Genomic DNA, 22,852 nt, shown 5'->3' with positions numbered 1-22,852 from the left:
GCTAGTGCCGCTCGATGGCGACGGCCGTCGCTTCGCCGCCGCCGATGCAGAGTGCCGCCATGCCGCGTTTCAAGTCGTAACGCTCGAGCGCCGCAAGCAGCGTCACCAGGATGCGGGCCCCCGATGCGCCGATCGGATGGCCGAGGGCACAGGCGCCGCCATGAACGTTCACCTTTTCATGCGGCAAGTCGAGATCGCGCATCGCCGCCATGGCAACGACGGCGAAGGCCTCGTTGATCTCGAAGAGATCGACATCGGAGAGCGCCAGTCCGGTACGGGCCGATAGCTTCTGCAGCGCACCGATCGGCGCTGTGGCGAAAAGATTAGGTGCCTGCGAATGGGTGGCATGACCGAGGATCGTTGCGAGAGGCTTGAGACCACGATGTTCCGCCTCGGATCGGCGCATCAGCACAAGAGCCGCCGCGCCGTCGGAAATCGAGCTGGAATTGGCTGCCGTTACCGTGCCACCCTCGCGGAAGGCGGGCTTCAGTGTCGGGATCTTGTCGAGCCTGGCCTTGCCGGGCTGTTCGTCGCGGCTCGCCACTTGCTCTGATTTGCCCGATTTGACCGTCACCGGCACGATCTCGCTTTCGAAGCAGCCTTCGGCAATCGCCTTCTGCGCCCGCGTCAGCGAGGCGATGGCGTAGTTGTCCTGCGCCTCGCGCGTGAACTGATAGGCCTCGGCGCAATCCTCCGCGAAGCTGCCCATCAAGCGCCCCTTGTCATAAGCATCCTCCAGCCCGTCGAGGAACATATGATCCACGACACGCCCATGGCCGAGCCTGTAGCCGCCGCGGGCCCTGTCAAGGAGATAGGGCGCGTTGGTCATGCTTTCCATGCCGCCGGCGACGGCCACCGAGGCGCTGCCGGCGGCAATCAGGTCATGCGCCATCATGACCGCCTTCATGCCCGAACCGCACATCTTGTTGACGGTGCTGGCGCCGGTTGAAAACGGCAGGCCGGCATGGATGGCCGCCTGGCGCGCCGGCGCCTGCCCCTGCCCCGCCGGCAGCACGCAGCCGAAGATGACCTCCTCGATCACCTCGGGCTCGACGCGGCTGCGCTCAAGTGCCGCGCGGATCGCCGCAGCGCCAAGCTCGGGTGCGGCCGCTTCCTTCAGCTCTCCCTGAAAGCTGCCGATCGGGGTGCGCGCCGCACCGGTGATGACGATAGGGTCCTGCAATGCCATCTTTCCTCCTCCGGCGACGCTCACCGCGCGCCCATCCGCAATGCGCCGTCGAGGCGGATGACCTCGCCGTTCAGCATGTTGTTTTCAAAGATATGGCGTACCAGCCCGGCAAATTCCGCCGGCCGGCCGAGCCGCGGCGGAAAGGGCACGCTCCTGCCGAGCGCTTCCTGCACCTCCGCCGGCATATCAGCCATCATCGGCGTCTCGAAAATGCCGGGCGCAATCGACACGACCCGAATGCCGTGCCGGGCGAGTTCACGGGCGATCGGCAAAGTCATCGCCGCCACCCCGCCCTTGGAGGCGGCATAGGCGGCCTGGCCGATCTGGCCGTCGAAGGCGGCAACCGAGGCCGTGTTGACGATGACGCCGCGTTCGCCTTCGGCATCCGGCTCCATGTTCCGGATTGCGGCTGCGGCAAGCCGGATCATGTTGAAGGTGCCGACGAGATTGATGCCGAGCGTGCGCGCAAAACTCTCCAGCCGATGCGGCCCGTCGCGGCCGATCACCTTTTCGGCCGGCGCGACACCGGCGCAATTCACCAATCCGCGCAAGCCGCCGAAGGCTTCCACCGCAGCGGCAACCACTCCAGCCCCTTCCTCGCCATCGCTCACATCGGCCTTGACGAAGCGAACCTCGCTGCCGAATTCCCGGGCAATCTCTTCGCCCGCTCCCGCATTGAGATCGGCGATCGTCACCCGCCCGCCGGCCTCGACAATCGCGCGCACCGTGGCCGCGCCCAGGCCTGAGCCGCCGCCGGTGACAATGAAACTTGCTCCTGGGATCAGCATGAATCCGGTCCTCCCTCCCGGCAGGCGCCCTCCTCCAGGCGCAACCGGCAGCAGCGATTCTATTCGCTCCACCTATTGCAAGCGATGACAGAACTGATCCATAATTTCGGACAGTTTTGCCATAGAGAGGACCGGCATGGCCGAGATCGAGCGACGCATGATCGCGCCGGGTTTTGTGGAGGAGGCGCTGGACAGCCTGCGGCGGCTCGGCAAGCCGACGGAGCCGATCCTTGCGCAGGTCGGCCTGCCATCTCTCGTTGCACATCCGGTTTCGGCCGAAACCTACGGCGCGCTCTGGCTGGCAATCGCTGCCGAACTCGACGACGAATTCTTCGGTATGGGCGTCCGCCCGATGCGCAGCGGCAGTTTCACATTGCTCTGCCATTGCGTGCTGCACGCGCCGACGCTCGGTCATGCGCTGCGCCGGGCGCTGCGCTTCCTCGATATCGTGCTCGACGATCCCAGGGGGCAGCTCGTCATCCGCGATGGTCTCGCCCAAGTCGAACTCAGGGATGCCGGCAGCCCGCGTTCGGCCTTCGCCTATCGAACCTACTGGATCATCCTGCACGGCATCATCTGCTGGCTGGTCGGCCGGCGCATTCCGATCCGCCTCGTCGATTTCCGCTGCGCCGAACCCAAACAAGGGGCCGACTACCGGCTCTTCTTCGGCGCGCCGGTGCGTTTCTCGCAATCGATCAGCCGGCTCGGCTTCGACAGCACCATGCTCGACCTGCCGATTTCCCGCAGCGAACAGGCGCTGAAGCAGTTCCTGCGCGGTGCGCCCGCCAATATACTGGTGCGGTACCGCTACGACGCCGGCATCGCCGCCGCCGTCCGCCGGCGCTTGAACCAGGCGACGCCGGCTGCCTGGACGAGTTTTGCCGCACTTGCCGCCGATATGCGCATGCCCTCCTCCACACTCCGCCACCGCCTGCACGACGAGGGACAAAGCTATGCCGCCATCAAGGACGACATCCGCCGCGATCTGGCTGTCGAGCTTCTGCTCAACTCAACGAAGACAATCGGCGAGATCGCCGTGCTGCTCGGCTATTCCGAACCCAGCGCCTTCTTCCGGGCCTTCCGGAAATGGATGGGCAAGAGCCCGGAGACATTCCGGCGAGAGGAAGCTGGGGAACACAGTCCCGAGCGGTAAGAGAAGACCCACGTCGTCGGCAGGTAATAGAACTACGCGGCTATATGGCACTGATTGTTCCACACACTCCCTCATGCCTGTGCTCGTCACAGGCATGAGGGAGGCGTAGTAAGTGCCGGCCTCACTGGCAGCGAGTTGACGAGAATGCCAACCACACTCTCCGTCTTCCCAGGCCTTGAGCCTGGGATCCATGCGACTGCTGCTGATGGATGCGGCGTGGATGCTCGGCTCAAGGCCGAGCATGACGGAGGGGGGTGGGCAGAGACACCATTCGCAGCGCAGGCGCGCGTTTCAGCTACATAACGTCGAATGGGAAGGGTCTCACCTCATGGGCACTTTGAACCTTTCGCAACCCGCGCTACATATTTCAGCGGGAGGAGTGCCATGTTTGATTTTTCGCTTGGCGAAACCGCGGATGCGATCCGCAACACGACGGCGCGGTTTGCCGCCGATCATATTGCCCCGCTGGCCGCGGAGATCGACGAAAGCAACACGTTTCCGCGCCAGCTCTGGCCCCGGATGGGCGCGCTCGGCCTGCATGGGATCACCGTCGAGGAGGAATTCGGTGGCGCCGGTCTCGGTTACCTCGAGCATGTCGTCGCCATGGAGGAGGTTTCGCGCGCTTCGGCCTCCGTCGGCCTGAGTTATGGCGCTCATTCCAATCTCTGCGTCAACCAGATCCGCCGCTGGGCCTCACCGGAACAGAAGCGCCGCTATCTGCCGAAGCTGATCTCAGGCGAACATGTCGGCTCGCTTGCCATGTCGGAGGCCGGCGCCGGGTCCGACGTCGTGTCCATGCGGTTGCGGGCCGAGCGCAAGGGCAACCGCTACATCCTCAACGGCACCAAATTCTGGATCACCAATGCGCCGCATGCCGATGTGCTCGTCGTCTATGCCAAGACCGATCCCGCCGCCGGCGCGAAAGGCATTTCCGCGCTCATCATCGAGAAGGGAATGCCTGGCTTCAGCGTTTCCAAGAAGCTCTCCAAGCTCGGCATGCGCGGCAGCGATACGGCCGAGCTGGTATTTCAGGATTGCGAGGTGCCGGCCGAGGCGCTGATGGGCCGGGAAGGCGAAGGTGTGAAGATCCTGATGTCCGGCCTCGATTACGAGCGCACTGTGCTTGCCGGCGGCCCGCTCGGCATCATGCAGGCCTGCCTCGATGTCGTGCTGCCCTATGTGCGCGATCGCAAGCAGTTCGGCAAGCCGATCGGCGATTTCCAGCTGATGCAGGCCAAGATTGCCGACATGTATGTCGCGCTGAATTCGGCGCGCGCCTATGTCTATTCCGTCGCCCGCGCCTGCGACGCCGGCCGCACGACCCGCACCGACGCGGCCGCCGCGATCCTCTTTGCCAGCGAGAAGGCCGTGAAGGTGTCGCTGGAGGCGATCCAGGCGCTCGGCGGCGCCGGCTATACCAAGGAGTGGCCGGTCGAGCGCTTTTTGCGCGACGCCAAACTCTATGATATCGGCGCCGGCACCAACGAGATCCGCCGCTATCTGATCGGTCGGGAGCTCATCGCATCATGACGGTGATTTCGACGGCGATCGACCGTGACAGCGACAGCTTCAAAGCCAACATAGCCAAGAACAGAGCGCTTATCGACGCGCTCTACGAGCGCTCGGCGAAAACGCGCGAGGGCGGGTCGCAGACGGCGCGCGAGCGCCATACCGGCAAGGGCAAGCTCCTGCCGCGCGACCGCATCCAGCTGCTGCTCGATGCCGGCAGCCCGTTCCTGGAGATCGGCGCGCTGGCGGCCAACGGCATGTATGGTGAAGAAGCGCCGGGCGCCGGCATCATATCCGGCATCGGCCGCGTTTGCGGCCACGAAGTGATGATCGTCGCCAATGACGCGACGGTGAAGGGCGGCGCCTATTACCCCCTGACGGTCAAGAAACATCTGCGGGCGCAGGAGATCGCCCTGCAGAACCGGCTGCCCTGCATCTACCTTGTCGATAGCGGCGGCGCCAATTTGCCGCATCAGGCCGAGGTTTTTCCCGACCGCGATCATTTCGGCGCGATCTTCTACAACCAGGCGCAGATGTCGGCCGAAGGCATTCCGCAGATCGCCTGCGTGATGGGAAGCTGCACCGCCGGCGGCGCCTATGTTCCCGCCATGTCCGACGAAACGGTCATCGTGCGCAATCAGGGCACGATCTTTTTGGCCGGCCCGCCGCTGGTCAAAGCCGCGACCGGCGAGATTATCTCGGCCGAAGAATTGGGCGGCGCCGAGACCCATGGCCGCCGCTCGGGCGTCGTCGACCATGTCGCCGAAAACGACGAACATGCGCTGCTTCTGGTGCGCGATATCGTCGCCAGCCTCAACAGCGTCAAATCGGTCGATATCGACATTCAGCCTCCGCGTCCGCCGAAGCTCGACGTCGAAGACCTTCACGGGATCATTCCCGAGGACGTGCGCTCCCCCTATGACGTGCGCGAGGTGATCGGCCGGATCGTCGACGGCTCGGAACTGCATGAGTTCAAGCCGCTCTACGGCACCACGCTCGTCTGCGGCTTCGCCCGCATCTGGGGCATGCCGGTTGCCGTCATTGCCAATAACGGCGTGCTGTTTTCCGAAAGCGCGCTGAAGGGCGCGCATTTCATCGAGCTCGCCTGCCAGCGCCGCGTGCCGCTGCTCTTCCTGCAAAACATTTCCGGTTTCATGGTCGGCGGCCGCTACGAGGCCGGCGGCATCGCCAAGGATGGGGCGAAGCTGGTGACGGCGGTGGCGACCGCGACCGTGCCGAAAGTCACCGTCATCATCGGCGGCAGCTTCGGCGCCGGCAATTACGGCATGTGCGGGCGCGCCTATCGCCCGCGCTTCCTGTTTACCTGGCCGAACAGCCGCATCAGCGTCATGGGCGGCGAACAGGCGGCCTCGGTGCTCGCCACCATCCGCCGCGACGCGATGGAGGCGCGCGGCGAGGATTGGCCGGCCGCCGAGGAAGAGGCTTTCAAGACGCCGATCCGCGCCGGCTACGAGGCGGAAGGCAATCCCTATTTTGCCACCGCCCGCCTCTGGGACGACGGCATCATCGACCCGCGCCAGACGCGCGATGTGCTGGGCCTTGCCTTTTCCGCCTGCCTGAATGCGCCGATCCCGAAAGGGCCGCGCTTCGGCCTGTTCAGGATGTGAGGCGGGCCATGATGGAAAGTCTTCTCATCGCCAACAGGGGCGAAATCGCCCGCCGCATCATCCGCACGGCAAAGATGCTCGTCATCCGCACCATCGCCGTCTATTCCGACGCCGATGCCGGCCTGCCCTTCGCCAGGGAAGCGGACGAGGCGTTCGCCATCGGCCCCTCGCCTGCCCGGGAGAGCTACCTCTCACAGGAGCGGATATTGGATGCCGCCCGCAAAGCCGGCGCTGCCGCCATCCATCCCGGTTACGGGTTCCTGTCGGAGAATGCCGAATTCGCCGAAGCGGTGGAAAAGGCCGGCATGATCTGGGTCGGTGCGCCGCCGGCCGCCATCCGCGCCATGGGCCTCAAGGACGCCGCCAAGGAATTGATGCAGGCGGCCGGCGTGCCCGTCACCCCCGGTTATCTCGGGCCGGACCAGAGCGAGGCAAGGCTCGCGGCCGAGGCCGATGCCATCGGTTATCCCGTGCTCATCAAGGCCGTTGCCGGCGGCGGCGGCAAGGGCATGCGCCGCGTCGACCGGTGTGAGGATTTCGCCGAGCTTCTCGCCTCCTGCCGCCGCGAGGCGACCGCTTCCTTCGGCGACGACCGCGTTCTGATCGAACGTTATATCGCCAATCCGCGCCATATCGAGGTGCAGGTCTTCGCCGACACACACGGAAACTGCGTTCATCTCTTCGAACGCGATTGTTCGCTGCAGCGCCGCCACCAGAAGGTTATCGAAGAGGCTCCTGCCCCCGGCCTCGATGCCGCCACCCGCGCGGCGATCTGCGATGCGGCGGTGAAGGCCGCGAAAGCGGTGAATTACGTCGGCGCCGGCACGATCGAATTCATCGCCGATGCTTCCCAGGGCCTGCATCCCGACCGCATCTGGTTCATGGAGATGAACACGCGCCTGCAGGTGGAGCATCCGGTCACCGAGGCAATCACGGGTGAGGATCTGGTCCTCTGGCAGCTGAAGGTCGCGAGCGGCGAAGCTCTGCCGAAAAGCCAGGACGAGATCACCATGAAGGGCTGGGCCTTCGAAGCCCGGCTCTATGCCGAAAACCCCGCCGCCGGATATCTGCCCTCGATCGGCCGGCTCGACCATCTCAAACTGCCGACGACGGTCCGCGTCGACAGCGGCGTCGTTGAGGGCGATGAGATCACCGCCTTTTACGATCCGATGATTGCCAAGATCATCGCGCATGGGCCGAACCGCGAGGCCGCCCTTTCGAAACTCGCCCTCGCCTGTGCCGGCATCGAGGTCTGGCCGGTCAGATCCAACGCCGGCCTTCTCGCCCGCATCACCACTGACCCGGATTTTCGCGCCGCACGGATCGATACCGGCTTCCTCGACCGCCACGGCGAAAACCTGGTGACGAGCGAGCCTGATGAAACCGTCATCGACAAGGCGGCGACGGCACTTTCGAAGGGCATGGTTGGCAATCCTTGGTCTGCGCTGACCGGCTTCCGCATTGCCGGACCAAGTGACAGCCGCGTGCGCGTGCGCATCGACGGTCACCTCCATTGGGGACGCGCGCGCGCCGACCTCGAAGCGAATGCCGTCGAGATAGGCGAAGCGGCGGTGCTTTTCGATGCGGGCAATGCCTGGCCGATCGGCTTGCCGCATGCGGGAGAGGTCGAAGCAAATCACGGCGTGGGCGACGGCGCCATCCTGTCGCCTATGCCGGGCCTCGTCATTTCGGTTGAGGTCACCGAGGGCGCCCTGGTCACCAAGGGGGACCGTCTGCTGACGGTCGAAGCGATGAAAATGGAACATACGCTGCGGGCGCCCTTCGACGGCATTGTCGGAAAACTGCAGGTTTCCCCCGGCGCCAGGGTCTCGGAAAACCAGCTGGTTGTCACCGTCATGAAGGGAGAGGAGTGATGGCCGGCCGCTATTTCGACGAATGGGCAATCGGCGACCGCATCGCCCACGCCATCCGCCGCACGGTCACCGAGACCGACAATCTGCTGTTTACGACGCTCTCCCACAATCCGCAGCCGCTGCATCTCGATGCCGAATATGCGGCCGGCACCGAGTTCGGCCGGATTGTCGTCAACGGCACCTTCACCTTCGCGCTGACCGTCGGCCTTTCGGTCGGCGACACCACGCTCGGCACGCTCGTCGCCAATCTCGGTTATGACAAGGTGACGATGCCGAAACCGGTCTTCATCGGCGATACGCTTAGGGTGGAAAGCGAGGTGATGGAACTGCGCCGCTCGAACTCCCGCCCCGATGCCGGCATCGTCACCTTCCGGCACATCACGCTGAACCAGCGCGACGAGATCGTCTGCCAGTGCCTGCGCACCGCCATGCTGAAGGTGAAGCCGTCATGAGGCTGCGCTCGCTGCTCTTCGTGCCCGGCGACCGGCCGGACCGCTTCGAAAAAGCCCTCGCCTCGGGCGCCGATGCCGTCATTCTCGATCTTGAAGATTCCGTCGCGCCGGCCAACAAGCCAAAGGCCCGCGACAGCGTGCACGAATTCGTGCAGCGCCATGCCGCCGAGACCGCTCTCCTGATCCGCATCAATCCCCTCGCCTCGCCGGAATTCGAACACGACCTCGCCGTCTTGAGCGGTCTTCAGCCTTTCGCGCTCATGCTGCCGAAGGCCGAAGGCGCTGCTTCCGTGCGGCAGCTTGCAAGCGATCTGGCATCGGCCCTTCCCATCCTGCCGATCGCGACCGAAACGCCATCGGCGATCTTCGAGATCGGCAGCTATCGGGATGTCTCGGACAGTCTCTGCGGGCTGACTTGGGGTGCCGAGGATCTGCCGGCTGCAATCGGGGCTTCGACCGCGCGCAGGACGGACGGCCGCTATACGCCGCCTTACGAGCTTGCCCGCTCGCTCACCCTATTCGCCGCCCATGCCGCAGCCGTTCCGGCGATCGACACGGTCTATCCCGATTTTCGCGATCTCAACGGCCTGAGGGCCTATGTCGGCCGCGCCCGGCGCGACGGCTTCTCCGGCATGATGGCCATCCATCCGAGCCAGGTGGAAACGATCAATCACGCCTTCACGCCGGATGTATCCGAGGTCGCCTGGGCGGAAAAGGTCGCCGCCGCCTTTGCCGCCCAGCCCGACGCCGGTGTCATCCAGCTTGACGGGCGCATGCTTGATCTGCCGCACCTCAAGCTTGCGCTCCGCCTTCTGGAGAGTGCTGGGCGATAGCAAAACCCTCCGGCCAATCAGCCCGACTTTGCCGTTGGCTTGGAGGCACGCTCCGGCTCGAGGTAACCGGCGCCGATCGCGACATAAAGGTCCACATAATCCTTGGCGACCTGCTGCACGGTGGCGGCAAGGCTTGCCTCGGCATCGGAGACCGAACGCTGCGCGTCGAGGACATCGAGCAGCGACGAGGCGCCATCCTTGTAGCTTACGGTCGAAAGCGCGAGCGATTCCTGCGCCGTCTCTACTTGCCGGCGCAGCGGCTCCAGCGTCTGCGTGTCGCGGCGAACAGCCGTCAGCGCGTTTTCGACCTCTTCGACGCCGTTCAGCACCGCCGCTTTCCAGGCGAGATATTGGGTCCTGGCGTCGGATTTTTCGATATCGACATTTGCCCGCAACGTACCGCCATCGAGGATCGGCAGGTTGAGCGATGGCCCGAAGGACCAGCTGGTCAGGCTTGCGCCTTTGGCGCCCGACGATTTGACCCAGCTCGGCGAGATCGAGCCGGACAAGGTGATCGACGGATAGAGCTGGGCTTCGGCCGCGCCGATATCGGCGACGGCCGCCGCCAGTTCGCGTTCGGCCTTGCGGATATCGGGGCGGTTGCGAATGAGATCGGCCGGAATGCCGGCGCGGAGATCGCCGCGGAAGACCGGCTGGCCCGCACTCTTCTGCAGCTCACCCATCAGCGAGGATGCCGGCATCCCGATGAGCGTGGCGATGTGATGGGCCGATTCCGTGAAGCTCTTTTCGAGGCCGGGAATGTCGGACTTTGTCGACTGCACCAGGCCTTCGGCCTGCACGACGTCGAGGCGGGAGGCCGCACCGGCTTTTAGCTGCAGCTGCGTCAGTTCGTAGGTCTGCTGGCGAGATTTCAAACTCGCCTGCGACAGCGCGATGCGCTCCTGATAGTAGCGGGCGTCGATATAGCTCTCGACGAAATCTTTCAGAAAGGTGAGCTTGGCATTGTCGGCCGTCGCATAGGCGGCCCCGAGCGAGGCGATTGCACTTTCCCTGGAACGGCGATACTGGCCAAAAAAGTCGAGCAGCCAGGAAAGGCTGGCTTCGCCGCCTGATGTGTTCGTGGTGCCGACGCTCGTGCGCAGCCGGCCCTTCTCGCCGGACAGCGTGTGCGATGCGCCGACAGTCAGGCTCGGCAGGCCTCCGGCGCCGGCGACGGTGACGTTGGCGGAAGCAGAATTGATGCTTTCGAGCGCCTGCAGCACATCGAGGTTCTCACGGAGGCCATGGGCCACCAAGCCGTTGAGCCGTTTATCGCGATAGGCCGTCCACCATTCAGCCGTCACGACATTGCCGTTGCTCGTGCTGCCGCCCTCCTCGAATTTGGCGGGCAACGGCATTTGCGGGGGAACGTGATCCGGGCCGCTGACGCAGCCCGCCAGCAGAATTGTCAGGAGCGATGCGGCATAACGGAGAGGTGATAATCTTGTGCGAAGCGACGTACTCACGGGCGAGCCTTCTGAACCGGGATCGTGGGTTCAGGCTTAGCGACGCCAGCGTTAATGGCGGTTAAGAAATTGTAAAGTTAGGTAAACCCCGCCTTCATCGAGATCGGCTTTCATCGCCGCCCGCGCCATAGGGCGTCGGTCTTCTCGGAAGCTCCAGCGTGATGGCCAGGCCGCCCGCCTCCGGCAAGGCCGCGTGCACGCGCCCGCCATGGCGCTCGATCGCCTGCCGGGTGATGGCGAGGCCCAAGCCGTATCCGCTTCTCGGCACGGCATCCTTTCCGCGGGAAAACGGCTGGAAGATGCGTTCGAGTTCGTCCCGCCCGACACCCGGTCCCTGATCCGTCACGCGGATCGTCAGACGCTCGGCCGCCGCTTCGCAGGACACCGATATGTGCGAATGCTCCGCCGTATGCTTGACGGCGTTGCGGAGGACGTTTTCGAGTGCCCGGTAGATCAGCTCGCCTTCGACCTCGGCACGGAAGATGCCGTCGACGCTCGTCGTGATCGAGACCTCCCGCGCCTGGGCTTCGAACGCTGCATCGCCGAGGATTTCGTTGAGGAGCTCGATAACATCCACGGTCTGCGTCTTCAGCGGCAGGCTGGATCCCGCCGTCAGCCTGGCAAGTGTCAAGACCTCGCCGACCAGCGTATCGAGCCGTTCGACCTCGCGGTCCATACGATCCAGCATGGAGCCGAGTTTGGCGGGACTCTGCCTGAGGACGCCGACGGCTGCCTGCAGGCGGGACAAAGGCGAGCGCAGTTCATGTGAGACGTCATGGAACAGTCTTTGCTGCGCATCCTGAAGCTCCTGAAGCCGAGCGGCGCTCGAATCGAAATCATAGGCAAGTGCGGTGACTTCATCCTTTCGCCCGGCCATCTTGTCGCCGATGCGGAAGTCGAAACGGCCATGGGCGAGCGCGCTCAAGCCGTCGCGCAGATGCACGACGGGACGAATGAGATATCGTGCAAGTGCCCAGGCCGATATCGTGCTCGCGACCAAGATCGTGAACCACGGGATGAACGGACCAATATTCTCCATCGCGAAGGTGGGCTGGACCGGCAAGGAAATCCGATAGCAGGCGCCCTCTGCCGGGACGAGTCTCGCATCGGCAGTCTTCGTGCTCGCGCATGCATCGGCATTTTCCGTTTTGGAAATCGTCAGACCCGGCGGCAGCGTCTCTGCGTTTAGGCCCACGAAATGCGAGGCGGCGGCGGCACCGTCTCTCACCAGCATGTCCGCCGTAAGATCAAGGACGATCGTTCGTCGTCCTTCCTCCCGCTCTCGCGCGAAAGGAGCTCCCTCGATTATATTCACAAGGAGGATGATCGCCCCGACAGTTACCGCCATCGTTAGCCATATGATGCTGAAAAACTTCCAGAAAAGCCGGGGCATGGTCAGTCCACGAGAAGTTGGTAGCCCTGGCCGCGGACGGACTGGATCCAGGATTGCCCGTCCTCCCGCAGCCCGAGCTTCTGGCGAACGCTGCTGATATGGACGTCGATGCGGCGGTCGAACGGCGTGAGCGGCTTGCCGAAGGCCCGCTTCGAAATCTCCTGCTTCGACACCAACTGGCCGGCACTGCGAGCGAGAACCTCGAGCAGGCTGAATTCGGTGCCGGTCAGCTCCAAAGTCTCGCCGCGCCATTCGGCGCTTCTGCTGCCGGAATGGATCACCAGCTGCCCTGCCCTGATCGTGTCGGTCGATGCGCCCGCCCCAGTCTGACCCGCGCGGCGCAGGATGGCGCGCAGCCTTGCCGCCAGTTCCCCCGGCGAACAGGGTTTCGGCACATAGTCGTCGGCACCGAGATTGAGGCCAGATATCCTGTCGACGTCGTCGCCTCTTGCGGTCAGCATCAGGACGGGGACCTGGCTCAGCTTCCTGATCCGCTGCAGCACCTCGATGCCGTTCATCCGCGGCATCATGATGTCGAGCACGATGATATCAACCGTATTGCCGGCGGCCGCGGCAATGGCGGCGCGGCCGTCCGTATCGGTTACGACGTCATATCCTTCTTCGACCAGATACTCCTGCAGAAGCGTCGTCAGCTCGGCATCGTCATCGATGAGAAGAACCTTGTTCATTTGCATTGTCCGTCACTAGAACAGGATGATTTTAGGCCGGCTCGGCCTGAAATCTGAATCCTGTTCTAAATTAAAGAGTTAGAGCATGATGTCGTCCGAAAACCGCTCACACTTTTCGGCATCACGCTCGAATCCGGGCAAGCCATACCGCAAAAGCACGCTGACCCGGCCAAGTTTTACCTAACTTAACACTAACTTGACCGCGCTTAACGTTCGCCCCGTTACTTATCCTGCCCATGACATCAACGCGCACCACGACCGGGTTGCCTCGACATGAGCGGCACTCCTTCGTCGTGTTCGCGCGGATCCAAAGGCATGTGCCTTTGACCACAAGGAATGTTTTGTTGAGAAGATCATCCAGAATACTTGCCGCAGTTCTCCTTGTGGCAGCGTTTGGCTCGCCCGCCCGTTTTGCCATGGCGGAACCGGCCACGGCAACCGCTCTCACCGTCTCTCTGACGACGCCTGCGCAACGTGACTGGCCGGAAACCGTGCCCGCGAGCGGCTGGCTGAAGCCTTGGCAGGAGGCGGTCATCGCCTCTGAAACAAGCGGCCTGCGCATCACCGATGTCCTAGTCGATGTCGGCTCCGTGGTCACGAAGGGACAGACGCTCGTCCGGCTTTCCCAGAAAATCGTGCTCGCCGATCTTCGCAAGCAGGAGGCGGCCGTCGAGAATGCTAAGGCAAGTCTGACGAAGGCCAAGGCCAATGCCGACCGGGCACGGCAGCTGCGTCCTTCCGGCGCGCTTTCCGACGAGAAGATCGTCGAATACCTGGCCGACGAGCAGACGGCGACCGCAAGCCTTGCATCCGAAGAGGCCGCACTCGACAGCGAAAAGATCAAGCTTGCGCAGACCACGATCACGGCCGTCGACGACGGTCTCATCACGTCGCGTTCCGCCAATCTCGGCGCTGTCGTTTCCACCGGCACCGAGCTGTTCCGCATGGTCCGCCAGCAGCGTGTCGAATGGCAGGCCGAGATTTCCGCGCGCTATCTCCTGCGTATCTCTGAAGGCTTGAGCGTCAAGATCAACGGGCCGGACGGCCAGGTCATCGACGGCAAGGTGAGGCTTGTCGGGCCTTCGATCAGCACCGATACCAGCCGGGCAATCGTCTATGTCGCGCTTCCAACGGATGTCCGTCCGCGCACCGGTCTCTATGTCACCGGCAACATCGAACTGCAGACCTCTCTGGCGCTGACCGTTCCCGAGACGGCGATCGTGTTCCGGGACGGGATCAGCTACCTCTTCACTTCAGGCGACGATCAGCGGGTGCAAAGGGTCAGGGTGGAAACCGGCCGCCGCAACAATGGCGAGGTGGAAATCGTCTCCGGCATCGATCGCTCGTCAAAGGTCGTCACCTCGGGCGGCGCCTTCCTGTCGGACAATGACCTCGTGAAGATTGCGGAGAAAAACTGATGAACTTCTCAGCCTGGTCGATCCGCAACCCCGTACCGGCGATATTGCTGTTTGTGATGCTGACCGTCGGCGGCCTCTTGGCCTTCAAGCAGCTGCCGATCCAGAATTTCCCGGATATGGACCTTCCGACGATCAATGTCACCGCGACGCTCGAAGGCGCCGCACCGACGCAGCTCGAAACCGAGGTCGCCCGCAAGATCGAGGATGGCCTTGCCGCGCTCAGCTATCTCGATCACATCACCACGACGATCACGGACGGCACCGTCTCGATCAAGGTGTCCTTCAAGCTGGAAAAAGACAGCGAAACGGCCCTGAACGAAGTCCGCAATGCCGTCGACGGCGTCAAAGGCGATCTGCCGGCGCAGATGGAAACACCTGTCGTCAGCAAGGTCACGGTACAGAGCTCCGCTTTGGTCACCTATGCCGTCCGCTCGACCGCTCTCAACGAGACCGAACTTTCCTGGTTCGTCGACAATGATTTGACCAAGGCGCTGCTGTCGGTGCCCGGCGTCGGGCAAGTCAACCGCATCGGCGGGATCGATCGAGAGGTTCATGTGGATCTCGATCCCGCGACGATGGCGTCGCTGGGCGTCACCGCGGCCACCGTATCGGCGCAGCTGAAGGCAGTGCAGACCGATACCTCGGGCGGCCTCGGCGAAATCGGCGGCACCCGCCAGACCCTGCGCACGCTCGGCGCCCTGCCGTCGGTCGAGGCGCTGAAAGGGCTGAAAATCCCGCTGGCGAACGGCCAGCAGGTTCGCCTCGACGACGTCGCATCCGTCACCGACAGCTTCGCCGAACGCTCCTCGATGGCCTATCTCGACGGCAAGCCGGTGATCGCGGTCGAGATCAAGCGCTCGAACGGCTTTTCCGACAGCGGTGTTGCCGCCGCCGTCGACCAGGCAGTCAAGGCGTTCGCAGCCAAGCACTCCAACGCTCAGATCGACGAGGCTTACAGCACGATCGGACCGATCATCGGCAATTACGATGGTTCGATGCACATGCTCTACGAAGGCGCGATCCTGGCGATCATCGTCGTCTGGCTTTTCCTGCGGGACTGGCGCGCGACGATCCTGTCGGCCGTGGCGCTGCCTCTGTCTGTCATACCGACCTTCCTTGTGATGTATTTTGCCGGCTTCAGCCTGAATATCGTCACGCTGCTTGCGCTGTCGCTGGTGGTCGGCATCCTCGTCGACGATGCCATCGTCGAGATCGAAAACATCGCCCGCCACCTGCAGATGGGCAAGCGGCCGATCGACGCCGCTCTCGAAGCGGCCAACGAGATCGGGCTTGCGGTCATCGCGACTACCTTCACGCTGGTCTCGGTCTTCCTGCCGACGGCCTTCATGAGCGGCATACCGGGCCTCATCTTCCGCCAGTTCGGCATCACCGCCGCCGTCGCCGTGCTCGCTTCGCTGGTGGTCGCGCGCCTGCTGACGCCGATGATGGCCGCCTATTTCATGAAGGCCCATCCGACCGAGGAGAAGGACGGCCGGATCATGCGCGCCTATATATCAATCGTGAAGGCCGCCATGAACCGCAGGAAAACCACCGTGGCCGTCACCGCCATCGTCGTCGCGCTCTCGCTTTCGCTTTCGACCATCCCCCTGCTGAAATCGGGCTTCCTGCCGGCGTCCGACGACGCGCGAACCCAGGTCACACTGACCATGCAGCCGGGCGCCACCATCGAGCAGACGGATGCCACGGCCAGGAAGGCCGCCGATATTATCGGCAAGCTTCCCAACGTGACGCATGTCTTTTCCGCCGTCGGTTCGACCTCCTCGGGCGGCGGCCCCGATGCCAGCACCACGACCGATGTCGGATCGGCAACGATCGTGGCCGTGCTGCCGCCCATCGATGAGCGCGACCGCAAGCAATCGCAAATCGAAAACGACATCCGGCAGGCGCTCTCCGTCCTTCCCGGCGTGCGTGTGGCGGTCGGCGGCGGCGGCAATGGCACGAAACTCGAGATCACGCTCGCAAGCGACGATGCGAACGTCCTCGACAACGCCAGCACGGCGCTGGAGGAACAGCTCCGCTCGCTGCAGGGCATCGGCGCAGTGACGTCGACCGCAGCCCGGCAGGCACCCGAGATCCAGATCACACCCGACTTTGCGCGCAGCGCCGCGCTCGGGATCACATCGAGCGCCGTCGCCGAGGCGGTGCGCGTGGCGACCAACGGAGAATATTCCTCCGATCTGCCGAAGCTCAACCTGCCTCAGCGGCAGATTCCGATCGTTGTCCGCTTCTCGCCCGAGACCCGCACCAATCTGGACGACATCAAGAACATGCGGGTGGCGGGAACGCACGGCAATGTCGATCTCGGATCGATTGCCGATGTGAGGATCGGCGGCAGCCCGTCCGAGATCGACCGCATCGATCGGATGCGCAACGTCACCCTTTCGGTCGAACTCAACGGCCGCATCCTCGGCGACGTCAACCGCGAGGCGCAGGCGCTGCCGGCGCTCCAGCATCTGCCGTCGGGCGTCACCCTGGTCGAACAGGGCGAACTTCAGCGCAGTTCGGAATTGTTCCAGAGTTTTGCGCTTGCCATGGCAATCGGCGTCTTCTGCATCTACGCGGTTCTCGTTGTGCTCTTCCACGATTTCCTGCAGCCGCTCACCCTTCTGATGGCTCTGCCGCTCTCGCTCGGCGGCGCGTTGCTGCCGCTGGTGTTGACCGGGACGAGCTTCTCCATGCCTGCGGTCATCGGCCTGCTGATGCTGATGGGCGTGGTGACGAAGAACTCCATCCTGCTCATCGAATATGCGATCATGTCGCGCCAGCGTGGCATGTCGAGATTCGACGCCTTGGTGGATGCCTGCCACAAGCGCGCGCGGCCGATCGTGATGACCACCATCGCCATGGCCTCGGGCATGCTGCCGGCCGCACTCAGCCTGATGGGCGGCGATTCGAGCTTCCGCCAGCCGATGGCGATCGTGGTGATCGGCGGCGTGGTGATGTCGACGCTGCTCAGCCTCATCGTCATCCCGGTCATCTTCACCTTCGTCGACGATTTCGAACAGATCCTCAAACGGGTCCTGCGCCGGCTCGGACTGATCGAGGACATCGCCGGGGATAAACCGCATGCGTCCAACGATCACGCGGCGATCGCCTTCCAGCCCGAGCAGGCAAGACGAGGGCAAGGTCAGAGATGATCTCACCAGTCGGCAGCCGGTGACGGCAACCTCTTCGGTCGCGTTCCTCCCCCGGAACAAGACCGCGGGACGTATTCCCCCGCAGGCGGCCACAAGCCGCCTGCGCGTCCTGCTATTCGGTGGACAGCCGCTCCATTGCCTCGAAGTCGGGCAAGACGCCGCTGGCGTAGCCGATGACCTCGAGCGAAGCGATGGCGATCCGGCCGTCGCGGATCGACAGGAGCGGCCCGTCGACACCCTCTTCGTAGAGATCGGGATGGGCGGCGGCAAAGCGCGCTTTCTCCGCCTGCGGCGCCGCTTGCATGCCGGCCACATAGTGATGACCGTTGCGCTCGACATGGGAAAGGCCGAGCAGGGAAACCAGCGCCAGATCCTGCTGCACGGCAAGCCCGGCCTGGCAGGTCAGATCCTCGCCGGAGAGGAACAGCCCCGACACGCCTCCCGTTCTGATGCGGATCGCCTTCAGCAGCGAGCGGTAAATGCCCTTGCAGGTCTTCGACGAGACGCCGGTATAACCGAGCCGCCGGGCGCGGGCGAAGGCGCCGTCGCCATCGTCGCTCTCATCGATCAGGAACGGCAATTGCGCCGCCAGATCCCCGAGCGGCGTTTCCATGGTGATCTCGCGTGAGAATGGCTGCTCGACGAAGGCAATGGCCGCGCGCAGCCTGGCCAGCCGGGGCGTTGAGTCAATCCGTGCCAGCAGGAAGCCAAGCTGTTCGGCGGCGCCGAACTGTTCGTTGCCGTCGACCGTCACCCGGTAACCGGGCAGACGGTCGAGCACGGCGGCGATCCGCGCCAGCCGGTCGATATCGGCATCGACCGCGCCGGAAAGCTTGATCTTGAACCAGCGATTGCCGTAGCGCGCGATTACCGCCTCGAGGCTCTGCGGCAGGCCGTCGTCGACGGGATCGACGATCTCGCTCTCGGTGATCGGGTCGAGAAGCCCGATCGTATGCCGGGCTGCGATCGAGCCGGCGGGACGAAGGCCAGCGAGCACGGCTGACGCTGCATCCGCGTCGATATCGCCAGGCAACATCGAACCGCCGATGCCGACCAGGTTGCCACGCACCGCATCGAAGACGGAAATGCCGGCAAGGCGGCAATAGGCATCGAGTGCTGCGCGGGCGACAAGCGAAGGTCCGAAGCTGGCGGCCAAAGGATTTCCGGGCAGCCGTCGCACGGTTTCCATGTCGTTCAGGCGGGCAGCGGCAAACAATGTCGCCGGCGCGGACGCTTCAAGCGATGCGGCGGCGGCGGCGCGGATCGCGCCGCGCAATTGATCGATATTCTGCGCCGGCGTCAGGGCCGGATTTTTGTCGAACCATTTCGGCATCATCATTTCGGCGGCAGCGCCGATGGCGGTTTTCCCTGCCTCATCCTCGACACGCACTCTGAGGAAGGCCTGCGGCGCCCTTTCGAGGGTTGCCGCGCCGAAGCGGAACGGCAGGCGCAGGCTGACATCGCGCTCGAAGGCATCGATCTCGACAATTCTGATGCGCGGCGCCGTCACGGCATCTCCGATGCTTCTCTCCATGCTCATGCCATCCGCTCCAGCATGGCGCGCGATACTTCGTGATGGAGCGGTTCTTCGCGCAGCAGCCGGCCGATCTCGTCCACCATGGCCTGCCCTTGGGCGAAATGCGCCTCCTCGGTGTGGCCGGCGGCATGCGGCGAAATGGTGACATTGATGAGCCCGGGATCGCGGAACGGACTGTCCTGAGGCAGCGGTTCATTGTCGAAGACATCGAGAGCCGCCTCGATGCGGCCGGAGCGGAGCTCGGCAAGCAATGCCGCCTCATCGACCAGCTCGGCCCGCGCGGTGTTGATGAACAGCGCGCCGGGGCGAAGCAGCGCCAACTCGCGGGCGCCGATCATCCCACGCGTTTCCGGCAGGACGGGCGCATGCAGGGAAATCACATCGCTTTGCGCCAGCGCATCGTTCAGTCCTGTTCTGACGACGCCGAGTACCGCGGCCTCGCTGTCATTGAGATAGGGATCGACAACCAGCACGCGGCAGCCGAAGGGCACGAGCAGCCGCATGACTGCCCGCCCGACATATCCGGCGCCGACGATGCCAATCGTTCTGGCGCCGAGCAATCTTTGCGGCACGGCGGCGCGGACGTCGAGCCATTCGCCGCCGCCACGCAATTGATGATGCAGCCGGTGAATGCCGCGCATGGCGAGCAGCGCTTCGGCGACGACGAATTCGGCAACCGAGGCGGCAATTTTCGAGGCGGCGTGGCTGACGCGAAGGCCGTCATCGAACAGGCGCGCCGGAACGAGCGTGCGGATGCTGCCTGCGGAATGAGCGACGAGAGAAAGGCGCGGATGCCGCTGCCGCAGGGCGGGATCGAAGGGCGGCGTGCCCCATCCGGTGAGGCAAGCCGTCGCGCCTTGCAGCAGCCGGTCGACATCGGCAGCGTCGATCGTGGCGCCGGCCGGCCAGCGCACCTCGCCGAGGCCGTTCAACCGGGCGGTCGCCGCATCGTCCAGCATCATGCGGCGGGTCCTTTCGGTCAAAAGGACTGAGATGACGGGAGCCTGCTTGCTCATGGTTCTACTCTTTCGCTGCGGCGACGAGGCGCCTGAGATGGGCAAGATCGACGCGGGCCTTGTCGAGCGCCTGGTCCCGGGGAAGCCGGTATTGCGAATGCATCGAGAGCACGCCGGCAAAGCCGGTGGCGATGAGATGCGGGACGATGTCGTTCCAGGGCACCATGCCTTCGTCGAGCCCGTACCAGTCCGAATGCCATGCACGTTGGCCGCGGGCGCCGTAAGCGCCGGGAAACCAACCGCAATTCTTGACACCCATGCAGCAGAACCAAGGATCGAGAAGATCGAGGGTCAGACGCCAGTCTTCGCTGCCCTCGCGAATGAGCTGATTGGCCGGGTCGGGATAGGCGCCGATGCTCATCGGATCGCGCCCGGCCAGCAGTTGCGCTGCCAGCGCACCCGAAGCATGGAGTGTTCCGCCGTGAAGCTGGATGGTGAGCTTGATGCCGAATTTGTCGGCGAGACGCTCGAAGCCATCGAGGTCGCGCCGCGCCTCATCGACCTGAACTTTCCAGCGCCGGGACGGATCATAGCGCCAGAAGCCGAGCCGAACCTGGCCGATGCCGGCCTCGCCGCAAAAGCCGAGAAGCCTGGACACAGCATCGTTAGGCCGGGTGGCGTCGATGGTCGCCATCGGAATGCGCGGGCCGACCGCGGCAAAAAGCCTGACCGCCTTGACGATCGCTTCCGGCCTGTCGGGTGAGACGGCGTGACCCTCGCGAATAAGAAGATCGGCGCAGTCGAAGCCCAGCTCCGCCGTGATCTCCGCTGCCGTCTCCAGCGGCAGGCCTTCCAGGGTCTTGGTGAAATAAGCGATGTCCATTGTTTCATTGCTCATCGACGAGAGGCACAAAACTCGCTGTGGCGACCGAACGCGTCCCGGGCGCGCACCGCGTATTGCGCGCCCGCCGGCGGCGACATGTGCAGGAACGCCGTCGAGATCAGCGGCGCGGGGTTGACCTTTTCGAAGGTCAAGCCATCCGTGCTGGTGAGCACATCGTAGAAGATGGCGGGACTGCCGTCGCCGGCCGCCCAGAACAGCATCCGCTCTTCCCGGCCGCCAAGACCGAGGTAGCGTTCGACGACGAGGCCGGTGGGTGCGGCCGGGCGCGCGCCGGTGTCGGGGACGACGAGCACCTGCGTCAGCGACGGCAACGGCACATCGAGATCGACGCTGATCCGGCCCTCGTCGCATTCGACGATACTGATCGGATGCAGCAGGGCAGGCTCCTGGGCGCGGCGCAATTCGGCAAACTGCGCTTCATCAGGCACGGGCGGCGCGCCGACCGGCTCGAAGGGCCCGCGCGGATTGCTTTCGTCGCGCTGGGCCTCCCAGACCTCCATCGGATTGGTGAATTCCTCATCGATGCGCAGCAGGCATAGCGCGTAGCGGCCGGGAGCGAGCCCGCCGACTTCCAGGCGGACGGCGGTCCGGCCCGAGCGGTTGATGGCATCGACGCTGTGGATGAGGCTGATCGAAACACCGCCGCCCGGCAGCCGTGTCGGCAGGATCGCCAAGCCATCCTGATCGGGCGTCAGCGGCGGCTCGGCCGTCACCTTGCAGACGGTGTCACCGAGCGTCGCCAGCAGCTCCATCGATGTGAGACCAGGCTTCTTGATGATGTCGAAGGGCGGCGCGCTATCGATGTCAGTCACCAGCCTGTCCAGATCGGTCTTGTGCTCCCACTGCGCCTTGGTGAAATTGCGTGAGCCGAAATAGGCGAAGATCGTGCGCTGGCTCCAGCCGCCGATAAAGGCGTGGTCATTGCTGAGGAAGGTGAAATTCGCCGCTTTCGGAGCGATGATGCGCCGGTCGTGCTGTTCGATGATGCGGGCGATGATGCCGGCGTAATAGGCCTTGCCGTGCCAGCTGTGATGATCGCTCCAGCCAAGCTGCGGGTCGCATTCGTCGTTTATGATCGGCAGGCCCGCCAGCCGCGGATGGTGCTCCTTGAGATAATCGACGACGAGAAGCGTGCGGTCGATGATGGCATTCGTCTTCGGCGTCAGATCGTCCTTGCTGCCGTTGACGCCCTTTTCGTGGATCGAGATGTAGTCGAGGCGCGGCGGGCCGTCGCCGGTCAGGCAGCTCGTGCCGCTATCGCAATGGGCTATCAGGGCGCGAAAGATCGGCGAGAGCGTACGGGCGGTGCCGGGGCCGCCCATCGGCAGGCTGGGATCGACCGCATCGAGCCCTGCGACGCAGGCGTCGTAATAGTTGGTGTAACCCTTGATGCCATAGGTCCACCAGCCGGAATCGGCCTCGTTCGTCGTTTCAAAGTACCATGTCCGCAATTCGTCCATGCCGTAGCGCGCGCCGTAGCGATCGGCCGTTGCCGTCACCAGGTCCCGCCAGCGCCTGACCTGATCCATGTCCTCATAGTCAGTGAAGAGGCCCGAGGGATTGCCCATCAGCTCGAAGAAGGGCTTCAGCCGGTGCTCGATCATTACGTCGAGCGCCCGGTCGAGCAGCGACCAGTCGTAGCCGCCAGGACCACCGGTCGCGCGCAGCAGATTGTAGAGATAATGGACGCGCAGGAACCGGATGCCCTCGTTGGGCAGGCCGCCCATATAGGCGAGCATCTGGCGCATTTCGGGTTCGAGCAGCAGCTCGGCGGGCGAAAAGCCGGTGCCGCGCCAGAACCGGTTGAACGGGCGCACGGCTTGGCCGGCATCAACGTCTATTCGCGTACGTTCACGCATGGATCGTCTCTCCTAGGACGGAAATCTGGCGATGCCGACCGAGCCG

17 protein-coding genes are annotated in these 22,852 nt (G+C 64.2%); 8 read left to right on the top strand and 9 right to left on the bottom strand.

Annotated elements, in window-relative coordinates; all coding sequences use genetic code 11:
• Position 1 precedes the first annotated feature (1 nt).
• Together ATY75_RS22450 and ATY75_RS22445 are read right to left on the bottom strand one after the other, a co-directional pair.
• Positions 2–1,189, bottom strand: coding sequence for an acetyl-CoA C-acyltransferase (locus ATY75_RS22450; protein WP_088939270.1), 1,188 nt, complete (start codon positions 1,187–1,189; stop codon positions 2–4).
• A 20-nt stretch (positions 1,190–1,209) separates the two neighbouring features.
• The gene (locus ATY75_RS22445; RefSeq protein WP_088939269.1) at positions 1,210–1,977 is read right to left on the bottom strand and encodes an SDR family NAD(P)-dependent oxidoreductase; all 768 of its coding nucleotides are present in this window, start codon (positions 1,975–1,977) and stop codon (positions 1,210–1,212) included.
• A 136-nt stretch (positions 1,978–2,113) separates the two neighbouring features.
• On the opposite strand from ATY75_RS22445, the gene ATY75_RS22440 reads away from it, so the two are divergent.
• The 6 genes from ATY75_RS22440 to ATY75_RS22415 all read left to right on the top strand — a co-directional run bounded on the left by ATY75_RS22440 (position 2,114) and on the right by ATY75_RS22415 (position 9,426).
• The gene (locus ATY75_RS22440) at positions 2,114–3,130 is read left to right on the top strand and encodes an AraC family transcriptional regulator (RefSeq protein WP_088939268.1); all 1,017 of its coding nucleotides are present in this window, start codon (positions 2,114–2,116) and stop codon (positions 3,128–3,130) included.
• A 384-nt stretch (positions 3,131–3,514) separates the two neighbouring features.
• Positions 3,515–4,660 carry an isovaleryl-CoA dehydrogenase gene (locus ATY75_RS22435; protein ID WP_088939267.1) on the top strand — a complete coding sequence of 382 codons (1,146 nt, stop codon included), beginning with the start codon at positions 3,515–3,517 and terminating at the stop codon, positions 4,658–4,660.
• Entirely contained in the window at positions 4,657–6,267 is a 1,611-nt protein-coding gene (locus ATY75_RS22430; RefSeq protein ID WP_088939266.1) for a carboxyl transferase domain-containing protein, read from the top strand. Before ATY75_RS22435 ends, ATY75_RS22430 begins: the two co-directional genes overlap by 4 nt.
• An 8-nt stretch (positions 6,268–6,275) precedes the next feature.
• The gene (locus ATY75_RS22425) at positions 6,276–8,141 is read left to right on the top strand and encodes a biotin carboxylase N-terminal domain-containing protein (RefSeq protein WP_088939265.1); all 1,866 of its coding nucleotides are present in this window, start codon (positions 6,276–6,278) and stop codon (positions 8,139–8,141) included.
• Entirely contained in the window at positions 8,141–8,593 is a 453-nt protein-coding gene (locus tag ATY75_RS22420; RefSeq protein ID WP_016736879.1) for a MaoC family dehydratase, read from the top strand. Before ATY75_RS22425 ends, ATY75_RS22420 begins: the two co-directional genes overlap by 1 nt.
• A complete protein-coding gene (locus ATY75_RS22415; RefSeq protein WP_088939264.1) occupies positions 8,590–9,426 on the top strand; it encodes a CoA ester lyase in 837 nt (278 codons plus the stop codon). Before ATY75_RS22420 ends, ATY75_RS22415 begins: the two co-directional genes overlap by 4 nt.
• A gap of 17 nt (positions 9,427–9,443) precedes the next feature.
• Here the strand turns inward: ATY75_RS22415 and ATY75_RS22410 are convergent, their stop codons facing one another.
• From ATY75_RS22410 to ATY75_RS22400, 3 genes are all read right to left on the bottom strand, one after another.
• A complete protein-coding gene (locus ATY75_RS22410) occupies positions 9,444–10,892 on the bottom strand; it encodes an efflux transporter outer membrane subunit (RefSeq protein WP_088939263.1) in 1,449 nt (482 codons plus the stop codon).
• Positions 10,893–10,986: 94 nt separating this feature from the next.
• A complete protein-coding gene (locus ATY75_RS22405; protein ID WP_088939262.1) occupies positions 10,987–12,285 on the bottom strand; it encodes an ATP-binding protein in 1,299 nt (432 codons plus the stop codon).
• Between the two features lie 2 nt (positions 12,286–12,287).
• On the bottom strand, positions 12,288–12,974 hold the full coding sequence (locus tag ATY75_RS22400) for a response regulator (protein WP_016736883.1): 687 nt from the start codon (positions 12,972–12,974) through the stop codon (positions 12,288–12,290).
• 344 nt (positions 12,975–13,318) lie between these two features.
• On the opposite strand from ATY75_RS22400, the gene ATY75_RS22395 reads away from it, so the two are divergent.
• Together ATY75_RS22395 and ATY75_RS22390 are read left to right on the top strand one after the other, a co-directional pair.
• Positions 13,319–14,392, top strand: coding sequence for an efflux RND transporter periplasmic adaptor subunit (locus ATY75_RS22395; RefSeq protein ID WP_088939261.1), 1,074 nt, complete (start codon positions 13,319–13,321; stop codon positions 14,390–14,392).
• Positions 14,392–17,550, top strand: coding sequence for an efflux RND transporter permease subunit (locus tag ATY75_RS22390; protein ID WP_088939260.1), 3,159 nt, complete (start codon positions 14,392–14,394; stop codon positions 17,548–17,550). Before ATY75_RS22395 ends, ATY75_RS22390 begins: the two co-directional genes overlap by 1 nt.
• A 112-nt stretch (positions 17,551–17,662) precedes the next feature.
• Here the strand turns inward: ATY75_RS22390 and ATY75_RS22385 are convergent, their stop codons facing one another.
• The 4 genes from ATY75_RS22385 to ATY75_RS22370 are packed head-to-tail and all read right to left on the bottom strand — an operon-like array spanning position 17,663 to position 22,806.
• Complete coding sequence (locus ATY75_RS22385; RefSeq protein WP_088939259.1) at positions 17,663–19,090, bottom strand: mandelate racemase; 1,428 nt, start codon at positions 19,088–19,090, stop codon at positions 17,663–17,665.
• On the bottom strand, positions 19,087–20,103 hold the full coding sequence (locus ATY75_RS22380; RefSeq protein ID WP_088939258.1) for a hydroxyacid dehydrogenase: 1,017 nt from the start codon (positions 20,101–20,103) through the stop codon (positions 19,087–19,089). Before ATY75_RS22380 ends, ATY75_RS22385 begins: the two co-directional genes overlap by 4 nt.
• 4 nt (positions 20,104–20,107) lie before the next feature.
• On the bottom strand, positions 20,108–20,926 hold the full coding sequence (locus tag ATY75_RS22375; RefSeq protein ID WP_088939257.1) for a TIM barrel protein: 819 nt from the start codon (positions 20,924–20,926) through the stop codon (positions 20,108–20,110).
• 11 nt (positions 20,927–20,937) lie between these two features.
• Complete coding sequence (locus ATY75_RS22370) at positions 20,938–22,806, bottom strand: glycosyl hydrolase (RefSeq protein ID WP_088939256.1); 1,869 nt, start codon at positions 22,804–22,806, stop codon at positions 20,938–20,940.
• Positions 22,807–22,852: the final 46 nt, after the last annotated feature.

This window comes from Rhizobium sp. N122 (assembly GCF_002211295.1).
Lineage (GTDB): Bacteria > Pseudomonadota > Alphaproteobacteria > Rhizobiales > Rhizobiaceae > Rhizobium.
This window is presented reverse-complemented; position numbering and strand designations above follow the sequence as displayed.